Consider the following 18,222-nt stretch of genomic DNA (forward strand, 5'->3'; position numbering starts at 1 on the left):
TGCATGTATTAGGCATGCCGCCAGCGTTCGTCCTGAGCCAGGATCAAACTCTCCAATAAAGTATTGAAAAGAGCGATAAGCTCATTTTGAATCTGACGAGATTAAAAATCTCATTGTTGTTCCAGTTTTCATACAGCCAGATAGCTCGCACTAAAAACCTTCACATTCATTCTGCAAGCAGAATGATTACTCACTCGTTGTTCAGTTTTCAAAGATCAAACTTGTTTCGCATCAACGCTGTGTTTCAGCGGCGACTTAAATAATGTACCATACACTCAAAACTAATGCAAGAGTTTTTTATTAATAGTTTTGTCTATTAATAAATCACATCGTAAAACTTCAACTACAGATTGCGTATCAACCTGCAAAATAAAGCCTGTATTTATTGTAACATATCTATGAATGGGCTTTCAAACATTAATCTACAATCTTTTTATTTATTCTACAAATCAATCGTTTTAACCCTTACTTCCGCTCTTTATATACAATCAAGCTCATAAACAAAAAGGTCAGTTCTGCATCTGCAGAACTGACCTTTCTACGATGAACTGCTCTCTTCAATAACCGATGACTAATAACAATCAGTTTTGAATCCATGGATTACGACGTTTTTTAGCTACTTTTCGCTGATTTGACGATGCTCCTGATTTTTCTCTGGACGAGTTACCCGATACAGATACCTTGGATTTATTTTTGGACACAGCCTTTGTCGGTTTTCGCTTCACTGCCCCGGACTTACCTGAGGAAGATTTCGGCTTGGAGTCTGTTTCTGAATCTGCCCCTTCAAATGCAGCCTGGCTCAAGTTCGCTTCGTCACGTCCACCCTTCTTCCCAGTCTTGGCACCATGTACTTGTGAAGGATACATCTCTCCAAAAGCACCAAGCGGAGAAGGCGGCACCATATTTTGTGCAGGATACGGGTTTTGATAAGCATACTCCATCGGCTGATTCGGCATTACGGATGTCATTTCAGGCGGCATTCCATTGACATGACCGTGCATGCCCCAGGCCGGCTCCTGATAACCATATGCAGGATAAGTATATTGAGGAGCATGTGTGTGTGAGCCGCATCCGCATGGAGGGTATGGAAGCATGGAGTATGGAGATATAAATGGCGGTTGATGATTCATCTGATGGTTTGCAGCAACATAATTAGTGAATGGACTATTTACCTGACTTGCTGGCGAAACCGGGAATGCGTCGTTTGCATTTGACGCCCCTGCCGACAAATTAGGCATTACATTATTGTGATTATAGGTCTGCTCATCTCCGGTCCATGGACTGTTTGGCATGTTTCCAATGCTATAAGAGCCCACATCCTGAATACCAGGGAAAGGAGAGTTATTGCTCACGCCTGCCGTATACATGTTGTTTTGCTGAACACTGTATACCTCTTGTGCAGGTACGGGAACCTGGGCATACGGATGCTCCATTGGAGCATGAAGCATTTTCGAGCCGCATCCGCAAGGAGCCTTGGCAATCGGCGCTACATTCACAGGAGACTGGGTTTCTGGCATAACGGGCAAAGCCATCATATTCGGAGAAGGATTAGGCGGTTGAGGTTTCTCGGCTTCAACTACAGGTTCAACTTGAACTTCTGGTTGTTTCTCCTCTTTTTTTTCCATCTTCTTCTCCGGCTTCACCTCTGGCAATTCGGGTAATTGTGGTAATGCCTCCAACTCAGGCATAACGTTAGGCTCAGCCGGGACAACCGGAGCAGGAACCGGATTTTCAGCTACAGGAGGTGCAGGCATTGGCACGACAGGCGCCGTTTCTTCTTTTACTCCTGTATATGCTTTGCCTTCAGGCGACAGTTTTTCCTGCATACCCATATTTCCAATTTCCGTATTGGCACTAGAATTTCCTTGTGTGTGCATGGAAGGAATGTAGACTGTTTCTCCTACTAACAGAGCATTGGGATTTTTCAACTGCGGATTGGCATTAATCATGTCTTTCAAAGGCACTCCCCAGGCTTGTGACAGCTTCCATAACGAATCCCCTTGTACAACCTTGTGACTGTGCAGCACACCCTCAGGCTTCGGCGTTACTGGCTGTGCAGGAATTTTAACCTTCATGCCGATATCCAGTTTGTCGGGATCTGCAATCTGCGGATTAGCAGCAATTAATGTGTCCAGCGCTACGTTATATTTTTGAGACAGCAGATATAGTGTATCGCCTTTTTTCACCATGTGTATTTTCACAGGGAACTAACCTCCTAAACGTCATACTTGGGCTGTACATTCGCCCATACCGTTACTACATCCTATGCAGCAACTGGGCTAATGACATCACCTGAACAAAAAAAATCCTCCTTAATCCGAAAATCCCGCATACATTACGCATGCCGCATTTTATCGGACAAGGAGGACTCTTGTATTCATTCTGTTAGATGTTAGTGACTTATTCCCACACCTTATAGCCGTCTTTGTCAACAATCTGACGGAAAGCTTCAAGCAATTGCAAGGTAACCGGACCCGCTACGCCAGAGCCAATCGTTCTGCCATCCACTTCACAAGCCGCAATAACTTCAGCAGCTGTTCCTGTGAAGAACACCTCATCTGCAATATACACATCATGAAGCGTGAAAGGCACTTCTTTTAATTCAATGCCAAGCTCGCCGCACAGATCAATAATTGCTTGACGTGTAATGCCCTCAAGTGCTCCGAGATAACAAGGAGGAGTGTAGACGACACCGTTTTTGATGATGAAAATGTTATCGCTTGAACCCTCAGTTACGTAACCTTGCGAGTTAAGCATAATGGCCTCACCAGCACCTGAATAGTTCGATTGCAGTTTGACAAGGATGTTATTCAGATAGTTGAGTGATTTGATTTTTGGATTAAGCGCATCCGGGATGTTGCGACGTTGAGATACGGATACAGCTTTCAACCCTGTAAGGTATGCTTCTTCTGGGTAGATTGCCAGCTGCTCCACAATAATGATCACCGAAGCTTTAGGGCAACGCAGCGGGTCAAGCCCCAGGTTCCCCGGGCCACGTGATACAATCAGTCGAATATAACCGTTGCGCATATCATTGCGGCGTACTGTTTCAGCCATCACTTCGAGCATCTCGTCGTAGGACAACGGAATGTTCAGACTGATCGATTTTGCCGAATCATACAGACGATCCAAGTGGGCCTTGCATCTGAAAATATTGCCATTGTATATCCGAATCCCTTCGAAAATACCGTCTCCATACAAAAATCCATGATCATAGACCGAAACTTTTGCATTTTCCTTGGTCACATACTGACCATCCAAGTAAATCCACTGTTCTGCCACGACGAACTGCACCTCCGTTAAATATACATGTCCAAAAAACTTGCCGAAACATAATGAACCTGTCCATTGTACATCAAAAATAAAGAAATAACTCGCTTATTTCACACAGATGATGCATGATTCTTCAGCTTGCTCCAACCACACTCCTGTTAACTCGGTGAGGGGTATGTATAACATGGATAGCTGCCAAGCACACGCACCTGACATTTCAGCGCCTCAATCTCGGCCATAGCTGCTGTGAGCAATACCGAATCAACCGTTTCAACCACATCGATGTAAAAGTAGTAACTGCCCAGACGTTTCTTGGTTGGCCTTGATTCAAGACGGGTCAGGTTCAATTTCCTCCAGGCAAAAGCCGACAGCACTTGATGCAGCGCACCCGGAGCATCCTCAGGCAGCGTTACAATCAAACTTGTTTTCATATGGTCCGCTTTACGCGGAATGCTGACAGGTTCATGACCAATCAGCACAAAGCGGGTGTAATTGTTGTCATGATCGGTCACCCGTTCAGCCATAATGTCCAAGCCATGCTTTCGGGCAGCAAGCTTTGTACCGATTCCCACCCAGCCTTTTCCCGGGTTTTTTTTCACAATTTCTACCGCTTCAGCCGTGCTGTTTACACCTTCGAGATTTGCATCTGGCGAATGCTGACGGATAAAATTCTGGCACTGCGGGATCGCCACAGGGTGAGACATAATTTTCGTGATTTTACTAAAGTCATACGAACCATCGTGCATTCGAAATTCGTTCCCATGTCCGATGATATTTTGAATGGACGGGTAGACCCACTCCGCTTGTATCGGAATATCCACCTCATTCACAAGCCAGTCCATATGAAGGCTGACGGAGCCCTCAATTGTATTTTCAAACGGAATCACGCTATACTGCACACTCCCACTATCGACCGCACGAAATACGTCTGAAATGAGCTTGAAATGATTGAGCTCGAGCGGTTCGCCGTCAAAAAGAAACTCGATCGCTTCGTGAGAGACCGATCCCTCAGGTAAAACTGCAATTCGTTTCATTTGTTAATTTCCCCTTTGATTCGCTCCAGAAAAGGACGTTCATCTTGATCCGGAAGAACAACTACACCATCCAGATCCGGGTCCAGCCACATCGCAGTGGCATGAATCCCCTCCTGCTTCATGGTGCCCGTCAAATATTGCTCTAATTCAGCTTTGCGAGTGTCGTGACGATCCACCAGTGTCAGCAAGGTTGGTCCGGCCCCGCTTAAAGCTGCTCCCAAAGCACCATGCTCCGATGCATGCTCCAGAATTTCCGCCATACCCGGTACCAGCGATGCACGATACGGCTGATGAATCCGATCCGACATCGCCTTTTGAATCATATCCAGTCTACCACTCGCTAAGGCAGCAACGAGCAATGAAGATCGGCTCACATTGTGAACTACATCGGCCTTCTCGAACTGCTTGGGAACAACATCCCGCGCTTTGGAAGTGGACAGCTGAAAGTCCGGAACGATAACCAAGGCCTGCAGATCCTGATGAGGCTCGATTCGAATATAATCGACACGTTGACCATCCCAGGCTGCTGTAATGATGCCGCCGCATAAGGAAGCGCCGACATTATCCGGGTGTTTCTCCAGTGATGTCGCCATATCCAGCAGTTTATCGTTCGATAACGGACTCCCGATCAATGCATTTGCCCCAGCAAGCGCGCCAACAATTGCTGATGCACTGCTGCCAAGTCCCCGGGTAAGTGGGATATCTGAATACATTGAAATTTCAAGCTCAGGTACGGAAACACCCGCTTCATCAAATACCATCTGTGCCACTTCATAAATGAGATTGGATTTATCCAAGGGAAGCCCCGTCAGATGTTCTCCATACAGATGAAAAGATGTCTGTGCTGCCGGTTTAATCTCAAGCCAGGCATACAAAGACAAGGCCATGCCCAGGGTATCAAACCCTGGACCGAGATTGGCTGTGCTTGCCGGGATTTTTACGGTTACCTTTTCACGCAAGCTCATACTGACTGCTGCTCCAGCTGCGCAATAGCAGCCATAACTGCCTCTTCAGTATCTTCAACGACCAGCGGCTCCACAGCAGCCGTTTGGATTGCTACATTCGGGTCTTTCAGACCGTTACCAGTCAGCACACATACAACCGTTTCTCCACCTTTGAAGTAACCTTCGCTTTTCAGCTTATACACACCAGCTACGGAAGCCGCAGATGCAGGCTCTGCAAATACTCCTTCACGTGCAGCAATTGTACGGTAAGCCGCCAAAATCTCTTCATCGGTAACATAGTTGATCTGCCCGCCAGACTCTTCTGCTGCAGCAACCGCTGTTTTCCAGCTCGCCGGGTTACCGATTCGGATCGCTGTAGCAATTGTTTCCGGCTCTAGAATCGGCTCTCCTTTTACGATAGCCATAGCTCCTTCAGCCTCGAATCCAACCATGCGCGGCAGCGTGCTTGATTTGCCTGCCTCTTTATACTCTTTAAAGCCTTTCCAGTATGCAGAGATGTTACCCGCATTACCAACCGGAATAGCCAGAACATCCGGTGCATCTCCCAATTGCTCAACCACTTCAAAAGCGGCTGTTTTCTGTCCTTCAATCCGATATGGATTTACAGAGTTTACAAGTGTAATCGGGTGTTTGGCAGTAATTTCACGAACGATCTCAAGAGCACGATCAAAGTTACCGTTAATGGCAATGACCTTGGCACCGTAAATCATCGCTTGAGCAAGTTTACCCAGTGCGATATTGTTATTCGGAATCAGCACGATACAGTTAAGCCCGCCACGTGCGGCATAAGCTGCTGCTGCTGCGGAAGTATTTCCTGTAGATGCACACATAATTGTACGGCTGCCTTCCTCCATCGCTTTGGCAACGGCCATCACCATTCCACGGTCCTTGAAGGAACCAGTCGGGTTCAAACCTTCATATTTGAAATACAGATTCAAACCGAGCTCCTTCGACAGATTTTCTGCGTGAATGAGCGGTGTATTCCCTTCCTGAAGTGTAAGTTGCGGAGTATTTTCATTGACTGGAAGGTGCTCTTTGTACGTTTGCAGTAATCCTTGATATCTCATTGTGGGTAAACTCCTTTATGATTAATTATTCTATAATATCGAATGATGCGTGGCTTGCAATATATTGCAAAACACAAATTTGATAATCCATTTATTTTACAATACCGCTCAAAAAGGAACTATCCTTCTACGCGGTAAACACTTTTGATCCGTCGAATGACATTCAGTGATTCAAAATGCTTAAGCACCTTGTCCATGCTGGCCTTGCTTGCATTATGCGTAACGATAATGATCTCGGCATCCGGGTTATGCTCATTCGGCTGTTGAACAACCGAAGCCAGACTGACTTCGTATTCCGCGAAAATCTGTGTAATCTGCGCCAGCACCCCAGCTTTGTCATCCACGTGCAGCAGGATGAAATTTTTCGAAAAAATCTGCTCATCGCTCTGCAGTCTCTTCTGTTTATAAGGCACGATTGCCTTTACCCCGTTGACACCAAGTTTGAGGTTTTTGGTCACCGCGACGATATCAGCGACTACAGAAGTTGCTGTTGGCAGTTCTCCTGCACCTGCACCGTAGAACATCGTTTCGCCTACAGCCTCACCATGCACATATACAGCGTTGAACACACCGTTGACAGAGGCTATGGGATGGTTCTGTCTTACCATCGTTGGCTGTACACTAATCGTAATCTCATCATCACTGCGATCAGCGATGCCGAGCAGCTTCAGTTCATATCCCAGCCTTTTGGCATAAGTGATATCCTCACGTGTGACAGCGGATATGCCTTTCACCGTAACATCCTTCAGTTCAACGTTGGTACGGAAACCAAGCGTGCTCAAGATTGCCATTTTCCGGGCGGCATCGAGCCCTTCTACATCAGACGTCGGGTCTGCTTCTGCATACCCCAGAGACTGTGCTTCTGCCAGCACCTCTTCATAAGAGGCACCTTCCTGACTCATTTTCGTCAAAATATAGTTCGTTGTGCCGTTCACAATCCCCATAATCCGGGTGATCCGGTCCGAGGAGAAACCTTCAATCAATGTGCGGATAATCGGAATACCGCCTGCCACACTGGCCTCATAAAATACGTCACATTGCTTTTCCTGCGCTTTAGCGAGAATCTCCGAGCCATGCAAGGCCATAAGGTCCTTGTTTGCGGTCACAATATGTTTTCCCCGCTCCAGCGCCTCTAGGATATATTCCTTTGTCTGGTCAATGCCACCCATTACCTCAACGATAATATCGATGTCGGGATGACGAATAACTTCCCAAGGGTCCTCAGTCAGCTTTGCGCGTTCAATCGGAATAACACGATCTTTCTCCGTATTTTTCACTGCGATTTTCTCAATGATAATCGGTGATCCAACCTGACTGCTCAGATCCTCCTGATTCCCTTCAACGATACGAACAACACCTGTTCCAACCGTTCCAAGGCCTAACAATCCGATTTTTACCGGTTTCACTAACGACCTACCCCCTAGTCTCTAATCACGTCTGTCCATCTTGCAACACTTCACTCCTGGTTCCACTGCATATGATCTCCAACGATCTGAAAGCCTGATTAACCTTGGCCTACGATACGTGTGCGCTTCACTCCAGGCATATCCTGCATTCGATCAAGCATTTCTCCAATCTCTCCGTGCAGATGTGTCGTTTCCACCGAGATGACAACATTGGCTCTTCCTTGAAGCGGAATACTTTGATTAATCGTAAGTACGTTAGCTCCATACCCTGCAAAATGTCCAAGCACCCTGGACAGAATACCGGACTGATGCTCCAGGTCAATCGAGATGGTTACGATTCGTTCACGCTCCAGCTGATTGATCAGATGGATTCCATCCTTGTACTTATAGAAGGCACTCCGGCTCAATCCAACCTGCTCCACGGCCTCATGTACTGTTTTGACATCACCGGAAGCAAGCAATTCTTTCACCTGCATCGTTTTAACTACAGCCTCCGGCAAAATATCTTCCCGTACTAAGTAATAGCGTTCATTCACAGAACGTCCTCTCCTCAAAGACTCATGTTTTCATATAGTGGACATTATATAGGATGAATCACAAAAGGGCAATACGTGACATGACTATTTTTCGAAAACTGTTTCACACAGTATACAGGCTTCTGTCTCTTTCATGTGTGAAAAAAGCAAAAAAAACGCAGCGTCACGGGTAATTCCCCGATTCACTGCGTTCCTCCTAGTAGTAACTGCTGCCTTCGACAAACTCAAACTCGAAATCGCCAATACGCACAATGGTGCCTTCAACAGCGCCACGTTTACGAAGCTCATCATCCACACCCATATACCGGAGTGTGCGCGCCAGCTTCAGAATAGCTTCATGCGAGTTCAGCTGCATACGTTTCATCATGCGATCAATCTTGGCACTTTCCACGATGAAGGTATCGTTTTCACGCACAATACGGAAGCCTTCGTCTTCTTTTTTCTCCAGGCTGTACACTTTGCGCTCTGACAGCTCAGCAACTTCCTCCACCTCAGGCTCATCCGGAAGCTGATCCAGCAGATCAGCCGCACGGTAGAGCAGCTCCTGAATTCCCTGACGTGTCAACGATGATATAGGCATCACTTCAATATCCGGCTTCACTTCACGAACCTGCTGCAAAAATTGCTCCAGATTGGCTTCGGATTCCGGCATATCCATCTTGTTCGCGGCAACGACCTGCGGTCTCTCGGCGAGCACAGGGTTGTACAATCTCAGCTCATCATTGATTTTCTGCCAATCCTCAAAAGGGTCACGTCCTTCTGAACCGGACATATCCACAACGTGGATGATGACCCGTGTCCGTTCAACGTGCCGCAGAAATTCATGTCCCAGCCCTACACCTTCATGGGCACCTTCAATCAGACCCGGCAAATCGGCCATCACAAAGCTGCGACCTTCACCCACGTCAACGACACCCAGGTTCGGTGTAATCGTCGTAAAATGGTACGCTCCGATCTTCGGCTTGGCTGCCGACACCACGGACAGCAGCGTAGATTTCCCTACACTCGGGAAACCGACGAGACCCACATCCGCCATAACTTTAAGCTCAAGTACGATATAACGCTCTTCGCCTTCTTCACCATTCTCTGCAAGCTCGGGTGCAGGGTTTCTCGGGGTTGCAAACCGGATGTTCCCCCGGCCGCCCCGGCCGCCTTTGGCAACAACAACCTGCTGACCATGACGTGTGAGATCAGCCAGCACTTCTCCGCTGTCCTCATCAATGATAACGGTACCTGGCGGGATGCGTACAATCATATTTTCCGCATTTGCACCATGTTGGCTTTTGTTCCGTCCCTTTTCCCCGCGCGGGGCTTTGAAGTGACGCTGGTATCGGAAGTCCATCAACGTGCGCAGACCTTCATCTACCCGGAAAATAATATCAGCTCCACGGCCGCCATCGCCGCCTGCCGGACCACCTTCCGGTACATACTTCTCACGACGGAACGAGACGATTCCGTCTCCTCCATCTCCGGCTTTTACATAAATCTTCGCTTTATCAACAAACATTGGTTACCCCTTCTTCCTATATTCCACAAGGCATTCTGAATTGTATAAACGTATCCCCAGACGAAATGTGCTCCGTTCTGACTTTTTTCCCTTTGAGTACGGCAGCAAGCTGCCGCAGCGTTTCTGGATCAGGAGTTTGATCCCCTTCCAGCCGAACGACTACATCTCCATGATCCTGCCCGAAGTTCAAGGTCAGTTTGCGAACCTCTCCCCAAGACGACCGGCCGCCGCCATATTGATAGGCCCGAATTGCATCCGCAATCGCCCCCGTAAGCGACTCGCCATCCTCGGGAGAGACCAGAGCGCTGAGCTGCAGCTCTTCCTCCACTTCCACATGCAATTCCAGCGCAACTCCACTGGCCCGGAAAGACTGCAAATAAAATACGAGAGAAGGAATACCGAGTTTGGATATCCGGCTTTCCTCATTCACCCTCTCCTTTATTCTTTCCACACATTGCAGGGATTTATCAAGCTTGCCCAGTCTGAGATATCCATATAACACCTGAAGATCGTTCATCCAGTCATGCCGATGATGATTTAATGAGGCTATTGCAGTTTTTTCCATGGATTGTATAATGCTTTTGCGTACCGCCTCCGCCTGTTTCTTCAGCGCATATGCAGAAATGAACATTGCCACAACCGACCACAACGCACACACGACACTCGCGAAGGGTGCCGGATACAGCATAACAAAAACCAAAGGAATCACAAGCGAACATGCCGCAATCCACGGCACTCTTTTCCAGGATTTCATGGCTTCTCCCCGTTCTACAAAACTCGGTTGGTCTAAACCCACCGTAACCCAGTATAACATGTCTTTTCTGCCAGTTCATTAACGAATAGTCGCCGAATGCAAAAAACCTCCGGCAAAAATGCCGAAGGCTCCTTAGGCGGAATGCCGATATTACGCTTCTACTGCAGCTGCTACAGGAGCAACGTCTACAGGGTAGATGCTTACTTTTTTGCGATCGCGACCCCAACGTTCGAATTTAACAACGCCGTCGATTTTCGCGAACAAAGTGTCATCTTTACCGATACCCACGTTTGTTCCTGGGTGAATTTTCGTTCCGCGTTGGCGAACGAGAATGCTGCCACCAGTTACAGTTTGGCCATCTGCACGTTTAACACCCAGACGTTGTGCATTACTGTCACGTCCGTTCTTCGTGGAACCTACACCTTTTTTCGATGCGAACAACTGAAGATTTAATTTCAACATGATTGGTTTTCCTCCTTCTTTATTTATTGGTGCTGCTGTATTTGAATATACTTCCCGTATGACTCTTCAATATTAGAGAGCATAACTACCATGGATTCGAGCAACAGCTGTACCTGGGAATACGTTTCCCCTTTTGCCAGCATTGGTAAAGAACCGCTCAGAAAGCCATTCTTCATCTTGGCATGCATCTCGACACCAGTCAATGCCTCAATCGAGTTCACTGTACCTACTGTAACAGCAGATACCCCGGCACATACGATATCTTCTCCCCGCTTGGCAAAATTGGCATGCCCTTCGATGGAAAAGCGTTCGATGTTCCCGTCCTCATCACGAAAGATTTGAACGATAATCACTTATCGCACCTTCTTACGCTTTGATTTTTTCGATAGTTACTTTAGTGTACGGTTGACGGTGACCTTGCTTCACATGGTAGTTCTTTTTCGGTTTGTATTTGTATACAACAACCTTTTGACCTTTGCCATGTTTCTCCACTTTAGCCGTTACAGTAGCTCCGGAAACCAATGGTGTACCTGCTGTCAAACCTTGATCGTTAGATACAGCCAGGACACGGTCGAACGTTACGCTTTCGCCGTCGTTCGCATTCAATTTCTCGATGAACAGAACATCGCCCTCTTGGACTTTGTACTGTTTGCCGCCTGTTTCAATAATTGCGTACATTTGCCTTGCACCTCCTCATGTCTCAGACTCGCCCGGTCTCAGGTGACAGCGCCTTGCGGAGCTGTTCTTGTACCCGGCCAGTGCGGTTACAGCATGTGCAAGACCTATTGGCTAAACACATACTTGATGATTATATCACGCAGCATATCAAAAATCAATGCAAAGGTGAAATATATCTTTTCCCCGTCCCATGACAGGAGGAACAAGCCTCAACATAAGGCAGTGTGCTCTCTTCTCTTACTTTTTTGCGTGTTAATTCAAGCAGTCCGAGCTTGGTCCATCCCAGAACAAATGCCTTCGTTCGGTCCTTACGCAGCTCCTGCTCCAGTGCGGCTGCCACTTCATGCCGATTCGCTGCTTCTTCCATATCAATGAAATCAACAATAATCATACCGCCGATATCCCGCAGTCGCATTAACCGGGCAATCTCAACTGCGGCCTGCATGTTGGTTTCCGTGACCGTCTCTTCCAGACTGTCTCCGCCTGACCCTGTATATTTCCCCGTATTCACGTCGATGACTGTCAACGCTTCAGTATGATCAATGACGATATAACCGCCTCCCGGCAGCCAGACCTTGCGGGCAAAGTCCTTGTTCAGCTGTTCCTGCACGCCATACGCGTCGAAGATGGATTCCGTTCCCGAATGCACCCGAACCCTCGGTTCATCTCCCGGACAGATTTCCTCCAGCAGCGTGCGAATCACCTGAGCTTGTGCTTCACTATCCGTAATCACCTCGTCACTTCCAGGTGCATACACATCACGGATGACCCGCTGAATCATGCTTTGATCACGATGCAAAAGGCTTGGAGAAGGCAGACTATCGGCTTTTTCCCGAATCAACAGCCACTGTGAGCGCAAGGTATCCAAATCAGTCTGAATCGCTTCGTGCTGCTCCTCTGCAGAGACGGTACGAATAATCAGCCCTTCTTCATCCCGGCACAACTGCTCGCCGAGCGCTTTCAGACGTGAACGATCACTCTCTCGGGCGATTTTCTTCGAGACTGCAACATAACCTGCTACCGGCATGTAAACAAGCCAGCGGCCCGGAAGTGAATAGTGTGTAGTCACCCGGGCTCCTTTGCTTCCTACCGGCTCCTTGAGAACCTGCACGATGATTTCCTGACCCGGCCGCAGCAGCTCCGAGATCGAGGGTTTTATCTTGGGCTGTTTCTCCAAGTGAGGATGAAGCACATCGTCCACATACAGAAATGCATTTTTTTTCTGACCGATATCTACAAAGGCAGCCTGCATACCTGGCAGCACATTGACTACCCGTCCCTTGAAAAAGGAACCCAGCAGCCCCCGCTCTCGTGTACGCTCTGCCGTGAATTCCACAGCCTTGCCTTCTTCCAGAAGCGCCATTTGCATGAGGTTATGTTCATTATGTACGATCATTTGTTTCATGGCTTCACCTCTAGAAGACACTTCAATTCATCCACATCCATTTCCTATTATAGGCCCTACCTGTCATATAGGTATTACCCCGTTTCCGAATAGTCTCATCAGCAGACGTTAGCGTTTATCCATATTTTGTTTGAAATAGGAACCGATCACACGCTGCTCCGGCAAAACGGCCATCACACGTCCCTGTTTGTTCATAACGTATACCATATGGTACCTCTCTCTTTTTAATAGACGCAAAATAGTGTCCAAAGGTTTCGCTGGAAACGAGATTATTGGCTGAGCCAGACTGCCCGCGGCAGCATGCCGCACAAAAACAGCCTCACGATTCATAAGAAAACGGATAAAACGATAGGGCACGTTCCGATAATCCGTCACATTGGAATAAAATAAAAAAAGACCGATTAACAAAATGTTTAACGGGAGCCCGTATTCCCCGGCAAACCACCTGCTGATTGCAACCAAAATAACCCCTGCGCTGCACAGGATGCTGATGCGATACGTCCACATGAGTGTTGTATAATATGGAGCCCACAGGCTGACAAGGGCTTGTACAATTTTCCCACCATCCAGAGGCAGCACTGGCAGCAGGTTAAACATAGCAATGAGCATGTTGGCCTGTATAACATAGTCCAGAAATACCGGATCACCCAGCTGAAGATAACGCAGCAGTAAAACCATGCCAACCATCAGCAGATTTTGCAGCGGGCCCGCCAAGGCGATTACAATCTCGCGATATGCTGTCAGCTTCCCCCCATCTTCAATGACTGCCACTCCCCCGAAAGGAAGCATCTGTATGGATTGCACACGATAGCCCAGAAGGGCTGCCGCAGCCGCATGTCCGCATTCATGAATAAATACAATCGCAAACAGCGTAATCAGCTCCATAAAATGTCCAGTTAACAGAGAGGTCATCATGATGATTACAAAAAAAGGGTGAAGCGAGATGCGCACCCCCCATACCCTAATCAAGGGCGACGACTTCCGCAGGATCCACGTACTCTTCTCCTTCTTTTATCGCAAAATAAAGCGTAGCCGGCTGTTCACTGCTTCCAGCCTTGAGAGTGCCTACGGTGTTTCCCGCTTCGACCCAGTCGTTCTTTTGCAGCTCACTTTCGTTTAAGCGCCCATAAATTGCCGTCACCTTGCCCGTATGTTGTATTACCACGGTGTAGCCGCTCTCTCCATCTCCGAGCACCTCCAGCACTCGACCGGCACCTGAGCTGACTACCTGCACAAGTCCTCCCGCAGCCGCAGCATCAGGAACAATCTCGATTCCCTTCATACTTAGAGCAAACGGCTGAACGACTGTTCCCGAAACCGGTTTTCCCAGCAGTTGCCTGATTCCCGAGCCATTCACCGCATCCGTTGTATGTCCCAGAACAGGCAGGAAGGACGGGGGCCCACCAAAGTTCCGTTCATACCACGCCGCGGCAGTAGCAAAATCCATATCATTGTGAAGTGCATCGGCAATAACCGTTTTTGGCATTATCGTCCATGACGCATCTAACTGGAACAGTCCCCAGACACCAGCAAAAATGACTGCACTCACCATCGTTCGCCGAAGCAGCGATCGAAGAATATGAAAGCCGGAGCGCCCTGGCGAGCCATAACGTGAATTTTCTTTTTTCCACAGCCACTCCGGATCTCTTTCCTGAGATTCATCTACAACAACAAACGGCTTCTGCGGAAAGCTTTCAGTTCGCTCGCTGCGAGGAGCAGACTTCTGTTCCTGCATGATTTCATGCACTGCCCCATCCATCAGCCGCCGAATTCGCTCTTCTCTTCTCTGCTTGATTCTGCGTTTCGTATTCATGAAATATCCTCCCACTGAGGCTTGTTTACTACATCCTATGAGACAGGAGCAGAGAATATGAACAAGCCTGTATCCGGCCCTTAAATAAATCGCGGGTGGAAAGAGTTAAAAACAAAAAAAGCCGGGCACACGGCCCCGGCTACAACACGTTACATCTAGATTCGGTTACGCAAAGCAATTTAAAGCTGTTTAATCCCTGATAATAACGTATCTTCTGTGTTTCAATACATGGTTATGTTAGCCCATTCCAAAAAACTTCTTGAACCGGGAAAATGCACCCTTCTTCTGCTCCAGCTGCATTAACGGGACCGTATCACCGAGAATACGTCTTGCGATGTTGCGATATGCAATCGCCGCAAGTGAATCGGGGTTCATTACGGTTGGTTCACCTGAATTGGCAGCCTTGATAACAAGTTCATCATCCGGCACAATGCCAATCAAGTCAATATTAAGTACTTGTAAAATTCCATCGATATCCAGCATATCGCCTGATTTCACCATGTTATTGCGAATCCGGTTCACTACCAGCTTTGGTGACTGGATGTGTGAACTTTCAAGCAATCCGATCACACGGTCCGCATCACGCACTGCTGCATTTTCCGGTGTAGTGACAACGATGGCCTGATCTGCTCCTGCTACTGCATTTTTGAATCCCTGCTCTATGCCAGCCGGGCAATCAATAATGACGTATTCAAAATCTTTTTTCAGTTCAAGGATGATATCCTTCACCTGTTCTGGCGATACAGAGTTTTTGTCTCTCGTCTGCGCTGCAGGCAGCATGTATAGTTCCTCGAAACGCTTGTCTTTCACCAAAGCCTGGTTCAGACGGCAGCGGCCGTCCGCAACATCGCACAGATCGTAAATAATACGGTTCTCGAGTCCCATCACGACATCCAGATTACGCAGGCCGATATCCGTATCGACCAGACATACCTTTTTGCCGAGCAGCGCCAGCGCTGTCCCGATGTTTGCCGAGGTGGTTGTTTTACCCACGCCGCCTTTACCCGAAGTGATCACGATCGCCTCTCCCATGAGCTACACTCCTTTAAACACATTAAAATCTCGGCGCAACCGAACGATATTGCTCATCTTGTCGATCTGCATCTGATTGTCCTGCAAATAAGCAAATTCCATCCCGGTTTCACGACTCTCCCATTCATCCGGAGGACGACTGATGACATCTGCAATACGCAGCTGTGTCGGTGCAAAGACCGATGCTGCAATGATGGCTTCCTCGTCCCCGGTGATTCCGGCATGAGCCATACCTCTGAGTGAACCCAAAACATATATATCCCCGGTACACGTCACCGTGCCCCCTGGATTGATATCTCCAAGAAACAGGAGATTACCCTCATGATGAAGCACCTGGCCCGATCGTACCATGCCGCACATCGTCATAATCGGCGGGGGACCTTTGACCTCCTGGATTAGAGCAGGCGAGTCGATGGAGCGAATCAGCAGATTGCCTTTTTGCTTCAAAATATCGAGAATTTCTTCCTTCTGCTCTTCCGTAACTTCTCGCGCTCCCAGCTTGATATCCACATGAACAATCGGTCCGGTCAAAATATTTTGATGGCTGTGTTCCAGCTTATAGCGGAGCTCATAGAGCAATTCCTCGAATTCACATTGATCGTCCAACAGGAAAACCAAGCCGTCTCGGATGCCTTTAATCGTTACGTGATTCGATTTTACCGTCATAAGCCTGTCCCTCCCATCTCATTACATTTCGTGCCCCGGTTCCCAAGTTCCTGCTTCCTGCTTCATAAATGTCATCAGACAGGTTCGTCAGTCTTGCTTCTCGGCTTGCCGATCTTCTCCAGCTGTTTGCGCAGCGGTACATAGATGATCAGGGCAAACACAAAGTGAACAAACAGATTAGGGATCATGTATTCAATCAGTGCCCAGTCAAACGTCACGTGATTGAGCTGAAACAGTTTATACAGGAAAAATAACATCGTATCATTCAGCAGGCTCCCCAGAAGTACAACCGAAACCATAATGGGCATCGGTGCACGAGGTGCTTGAAAAATGAGTCCCATCACATAAGCCGATAACCCCATGGAGAAGCCGTAAGGACCGATCATCTCCCCGTAGAAGACGACGTCATGCAGGAGTCCAAATGATATGCCGAGCACAAGGGCTGTATGCCGATGATGGTACACAGCAAAAAACAAAATAACGACATAGACGAGATTAGCTGAAATACGCATCTGCCAGGCCGAAGGAATAATCTGCGGCAGGATCGTGCCTTCAGCAATAAACAGAACGAACAGTAACAGAAACAGAACCTGTTTGCGTGTCACCATTACTCTTTAACCTCAGGCGGAATAATAACAATCAGCTCTTTCCAGTCCAGGAAGCTGGCATAAGGCTCAATCATAGCCGTCTTCGTTAAGCCATATTCGCTTTTCTCCACACTTTTCACTTTACCGATTCGCATATACTTCGGAAAGTTGTTGATAATGCCGGATGAAATTATCTCATCATCCTTTGCTATGTTGGAGTCTTCGGCAATTTTGGTCATCTTCAGCATGCCGCTCTTGGGATCATAACTCTCAATCATACCGAACACTTTCTCTTTGCCAACTGCAGTAGCCGCGATTGCATTCGACGTTGGATCATTTGCATCCATTGAAGTTAAGAGATTTACTGTTGACGTATAAGCGCTAACATGGCTAATTACTCCGACCAGACCTTCCTGTGAAGTAACGGCCATGCCTGACTTGATACCTGCATTTTCCCCGATATCAATGTTGATCGTTCTACTGTTCGGGTCCGAGTTGGCGCTAATAACCTGTGCAATTCGAGAGCCATAATTATACCGATTCTTCTGTTCATCCGTAAATTTGAGCGCATTCCGAAGTTGATCATTTTGCTGCTCCAAATCATTGTACTTCAATCGGTCACGCGTATAGTGTCCCATTGCAATGCGGAGCTCTTCATTCTCCTGATATACCGCACGCATGTTCGCTACATCTTTGAAAAAGCCCGCTACATAGGAAGCGGGCTTGTAAAATACGTATTGTACAAATCCAACGGAATCCTTCAGGAATTTCTCCGGCCAGGATAAAGTGGCACGCGGACTGAGCGTAAAGCCCATCAACGCGATAAATGTAACAAGGCCCACCAGCAAAACAAAAAGTCTTTTGTTGCCTAGCAGTTTAAACAGTTCCAACACCCTCTAACATCCATTATTCTCTTCCGAGCTTGGCCCGGCGGGGAGACATCAGATCTGCAGTCCCTGCGAGAATATCAACTGACCCTCCCCTGTTAAGCGGGTTATAGCTCTCCCGGGATAACCGGGCACTCTGCATTAATACGC

At 47.7% G+C, this 18,222-nt stretch carries 19 protein-coding genes, 1 rRNA gene and 1 other annotated feature; all 20 genes read right to left on the bottom strand.

All coding sequences use genetic code 11. The annotated features are described in order from the left end of the window. Positions 1-59 (bottom strand): 16S ribosomal RNA (locus IEW26_RS17770); the annotation flags it as partial. 522 nt (positions 60-581) lie between these two features. Continuing rightward, positions 582-2,201, bottom strand: coding sequence for a LysM peptidoglycan-binding domain-containing protein (locus tag IEW26_RS17775; RefSeq protein WP_188593330.1), 1,620 nt, complete (start codon positions 2,199-2,201; stop codon positions 582-584). Positions 2,202-2,400: 199 nt separating this feature from the next. Further along, positions 2,401-3,282 (bottom strand): branched-chain-amino-acid transaminase, encoded by an 882-nt coding sequence (gene ilvE / locus IEW26_RS17780; protein ID WP_188593331.1) that lies wholly within the window; start codon positions 3,280-3,282, stop codon positions 2,401-2,403. A gap of 149 nt (positions 3,283-3,431) precedes the next feature. Further along, entirely contained in the window at positions 3,432-4,307 is an 876-nt protein-coding gene (pheA, locus tag IEW26_RS17785; RefSeq protein WP_188593332.1) for a prephenate dehydratase, read from the bottom strand. Beyond that, a complete protein-coding gene (gene thrB, locus IEW26_RS17790) occupies positions 4,304-5,272 on the bottom strand; it encodes a homoserine kinase (RefSeq protein WP_188593333.1) in 969 nt (322 codons plus the stop codon). Before thrB ends, pheA begins: the two co-directional genes overlap by 4 nt. Beyond that, positions 5,269-6,339 carry a threonine synthase gene (gene thrC / locus IEW26_RS17795; RefSeq protein WP_184182454.1) on the bottom strand — a complete coding sequence of 357 codons (1,071 nt, stop codon included), beginning with the start codon at positions 6,337-6,339 and terminating at the stop codon, positions 5,269-5,271. Before thrC ends, thrB begins: the two co-directional genes overlap by 4 nt. A 119-nt stretch (positions 6,340-6,458) precedes the next feature. Next, positions 6,459-7,745 (bottom strand): homoserine dehydrogenase, encoded by a 1,287-nt coding sequence (locus IEW26_RS17800; RefSeq protein WP_188593334.1) that lies wholly within the window; start codon positions 7,743-7,745, stop codon positions 6,459-6,461. Between the two features lie 98 nt (positions 7,746-7,843). Further along, a complete protein-coding gene (locus tag IEW26_RS17805; protein ID WP_110898886.1) occupies positions 7,844-8,281 on the bottom strand; it encodes an ACT domain-containing protein in 438 nt (145 codons plus the stop codon). A 196-nt stretch (positions 8,282-8,477) separates the two neighbouring features. Next, positions 8,478-9,788 (bottom strand): GTPase ObgE, encoded by a 1,311-nt coding sequence (obgE, locus tag IEW26_RS17810; protein WP_145405248.1) that lies wholly within the window; start codon positions 9,786-9,788, stop codon positions 8,478-8,480. A gap of 16 nt (positions 9,789-9,804) precedes the next feature. Further along, positions 9,805-10,542, bottom strand: a complete 738-nt coding sequence (locus IEW26_RS17815) for a Spo0B domain-containing protein (protein WP_229729918.1) — start codon at positions 10,540-10,542, stop codon at positions 9,805-9,807. Between the two features lie 150 nt (positions 10,543-10,692). Beyond that, complete coding sequence (rpmA, locus tag IEW26_RS17820; protein ID WP_110898889.1) at positions 10,693-11,004, bottom strand: 50S ribosomal protein L27; 312 nt, start codon at positions 11,002-11,004, stop codon at positions 10,693-10,695. Positions 11,005-11,027: 23 nt separating this feature from the next. Next, the gene (locus IEW26_RS17825; protein ID WP_145405252.1) at positions 11,028-11,357 is read right to left on the bottom strand and encodes a ribosomal-processing cysteine protease Prp; all 330 of its coding nucleotides are present in this window, start codon (positions 11,355-11,357) and stop codon (positions 11,028-11,030) included. Positions 11,358-11,370: 13 nt separating this feature from the next. Further along, the gene (gene rplU, locus IEW26_RS17830; RefSeq protein ID WP_090919085.1) at positions 11,371-11,682 is read right to left on the bottom strand and encodes a 50S ribosomal protein L21; all 312 of its coding nucleotides are present in this window, start codon (positions 11,680-11,682) and stop codon (positions 11,371-11,373) included. Positions 11,683-11,696: 14 nt separating this feature from the next. Continuing rightward, positions 11,697-11,780 (bottom strand) — a sequence feature (ribosomal protein L21 leader region). 56 nt (positions 11,781-11,836) lie between these two features. Continuing rightward, positions 11,837-13,087 (bottom strand): Rne/Rng family ribonuclease, encoded by a 1,251-nt coding sequence (locus IEW26_RS17835; protein WP_188593335.1) that lies wholly within the window; start codon positions 13,085-13,087, stop codon positions 11,837-11,839. 108 nt (positions 13,088-13,195) lie between these two features. Then, the gene (locus IEW26_RS17840) at positions 13,196-14,056 is read right to left on the bottom strand and encodes a M50 family metallopeptidase (protein WP_188593336.1); all 861 of its coding nucleotides are present in this window, start codon (positions 14,054-14,056) and stop codon (positions 13,196-13,198) included. Further along, complete coding sequence (locus IEW26_RS17845; protein ID WP_188593337.1) at positions 14,049-14,900, bottom strand: M23 family metallopeptidase; 852 nt, start codon at positions 14,898-14,900, stop codon at positions 14,049-14,051. The genes IEW26_RS17840 and IEW26_RS17845 overlap by 8 nt, the downstream gene beginning before the upstream one ends. A gap of 237 nt (positions 14,901-15,137) precedes the next feature. Continuing rightward, complete coding sequence (minD, locus tag IEW26_RS17850; protein WP_024633965.1) at positions 15,138-15,932, bottom strand: septum site-determining protein MinD; 795 nt, start codon at positions 15,930-15,932, stop codon at positions 15,138-15,140. Positions 15,933-15,935: 3 nt separating this feature from the next. After that, complete coding sequence (minC, locus tag IEW26_RS17855; protein WP_111268758.1) at positions 15,936-16,598, bottom strand: septum site-determining protein MinC; 663 nt, start codon at positions 16,596-16,598, stop codon at positions 15,936-15,938. A 74-nt stretch (positions 16,599-16,672) separates the two neighbouring features. Continuing rightward, positions 16,673-17,206 (bottom strand): rod shape-determining protein MreD, encoded by a 534-nt coding sequence (locus tag IEW26_RS17860; protein ID WP_188593338.1) that lies wholly within the window; start codon positions 17,204-17,206, stop codon positions 16,673-16,675. Further along, complete coding sequence (gene mreC, locus IEW26_RS17865) at positions 17,206-18,078, bottom strand: rod shape-determining protein MreC (RefSeq protein ID WP_188593339.1); 873 nt, start codon at positions 18,076-18,078, stop codon at positions 17,206-17,208. Before mreC ends, IEW26_RS17860 begins: the two co-directional genes overlap by 1 nt. Between the last annotated feature and the right edge of the window lie 144 nt (positions 18,079-18,222).

Origin of the sequence: Paenibacillus silvae, assembly GCF_014639235.1 — a bacterium.
Classification (GTDB): Bacteria; Bacillota; Bacilli; order Paenibacillales; family Paenibacillaceae; genus Paenibacillus; species Paenibacillus silvae.

What these genes read in the sequence shown, in the direction of transcription:
- pheA (WP_188593332.1), bottom strand. Translation starts at nt 4,307, where the DNA reads ATGAAACGAATTGCAGTTTTACCTGAGGGATCGGTCTCTCACGAAGCG.
- thrB (WP_188593333.1), bottom strand. Translation starts at nt 5,272, where the DNA reads ATGAGCTTGCGTGAAAAGGTAACCGTAAAAATCCCGGCAAGCACAGCC.
- thrC (WP_184182454.1), bottom strand. Translation starts at nt 6,339, where the DNA reads ATGAGATATCAAGGATTACTGCAAACGTACAAAGAGCACCTTCCAGTC.
- obgE (WP_145405248.1), bottom strand. Translation starts at nt 9,788, where the DNA reads ATGTTTGTTGATAAAGCGAAGATTTATGTAAAAGCCGGAGATGGAGGA.
- IEW26_RS17815 (WP_229729918.1), bottom strand. Translation starts at nt 10,542, where the DNA reads ATGAAATCCTGGAAAAGAGTGCCGTGGATTGCGGCATGTTCGCTTGTG.
- rpmA (WP_110898889.1), bottom strand. Translation starts at nt 11,004, where the DNA reads ATGTTGAAATTAAATCTTCAGTTGTTCGCATCGAAAAAAGGTGTAGGT.
- rplU (WP_090919085.1), bottom strand. Translation starts at nt 11,682, where the DNA reads ATGTACGCAATTATTGAAACAGGCGGCAAACAGTACAAAGTCCAAGAG.
- IEW26_RS17835 (WP_188593335.1), bottom strand. Translation starts at nt 13,087, where the DNA reads ATGAAACAAATGATCGTACATAATGAACATAACCTCATGCAAATGGCG.
- IEW26_RS17845 (WP_188593337.1), bottom strand. Translation starts at nt 14,900, where the DNA reads ATGAATACGAAACGCAGAATCAAGCAGAGAAGAGAAGAGCGAATTCGG.
- minD (WP_024633965.1), bottom strand. Translation starts at nt 15,932, where the DNA reads ATGGGAGAGGCGATCGTGATCACTTCGGGTAAAGGCGGCGTGGGTAAA.
- minC (WP_111268758.1), bottom strand. Translation starts at nt 16,598, where the DNA reads ATGACGGTAAAATCGAATCACGTAACGATTAAAGGCATCCGAGACGGC.
- IEW26_RS17860 (WP_188593338.1), bottom strand. Translation starts at nt 17,206, where the DNA reads ATGGTGACACGCAAACAGGTTCTGTTTCTGTTACTGTTCGTTCTGTTT.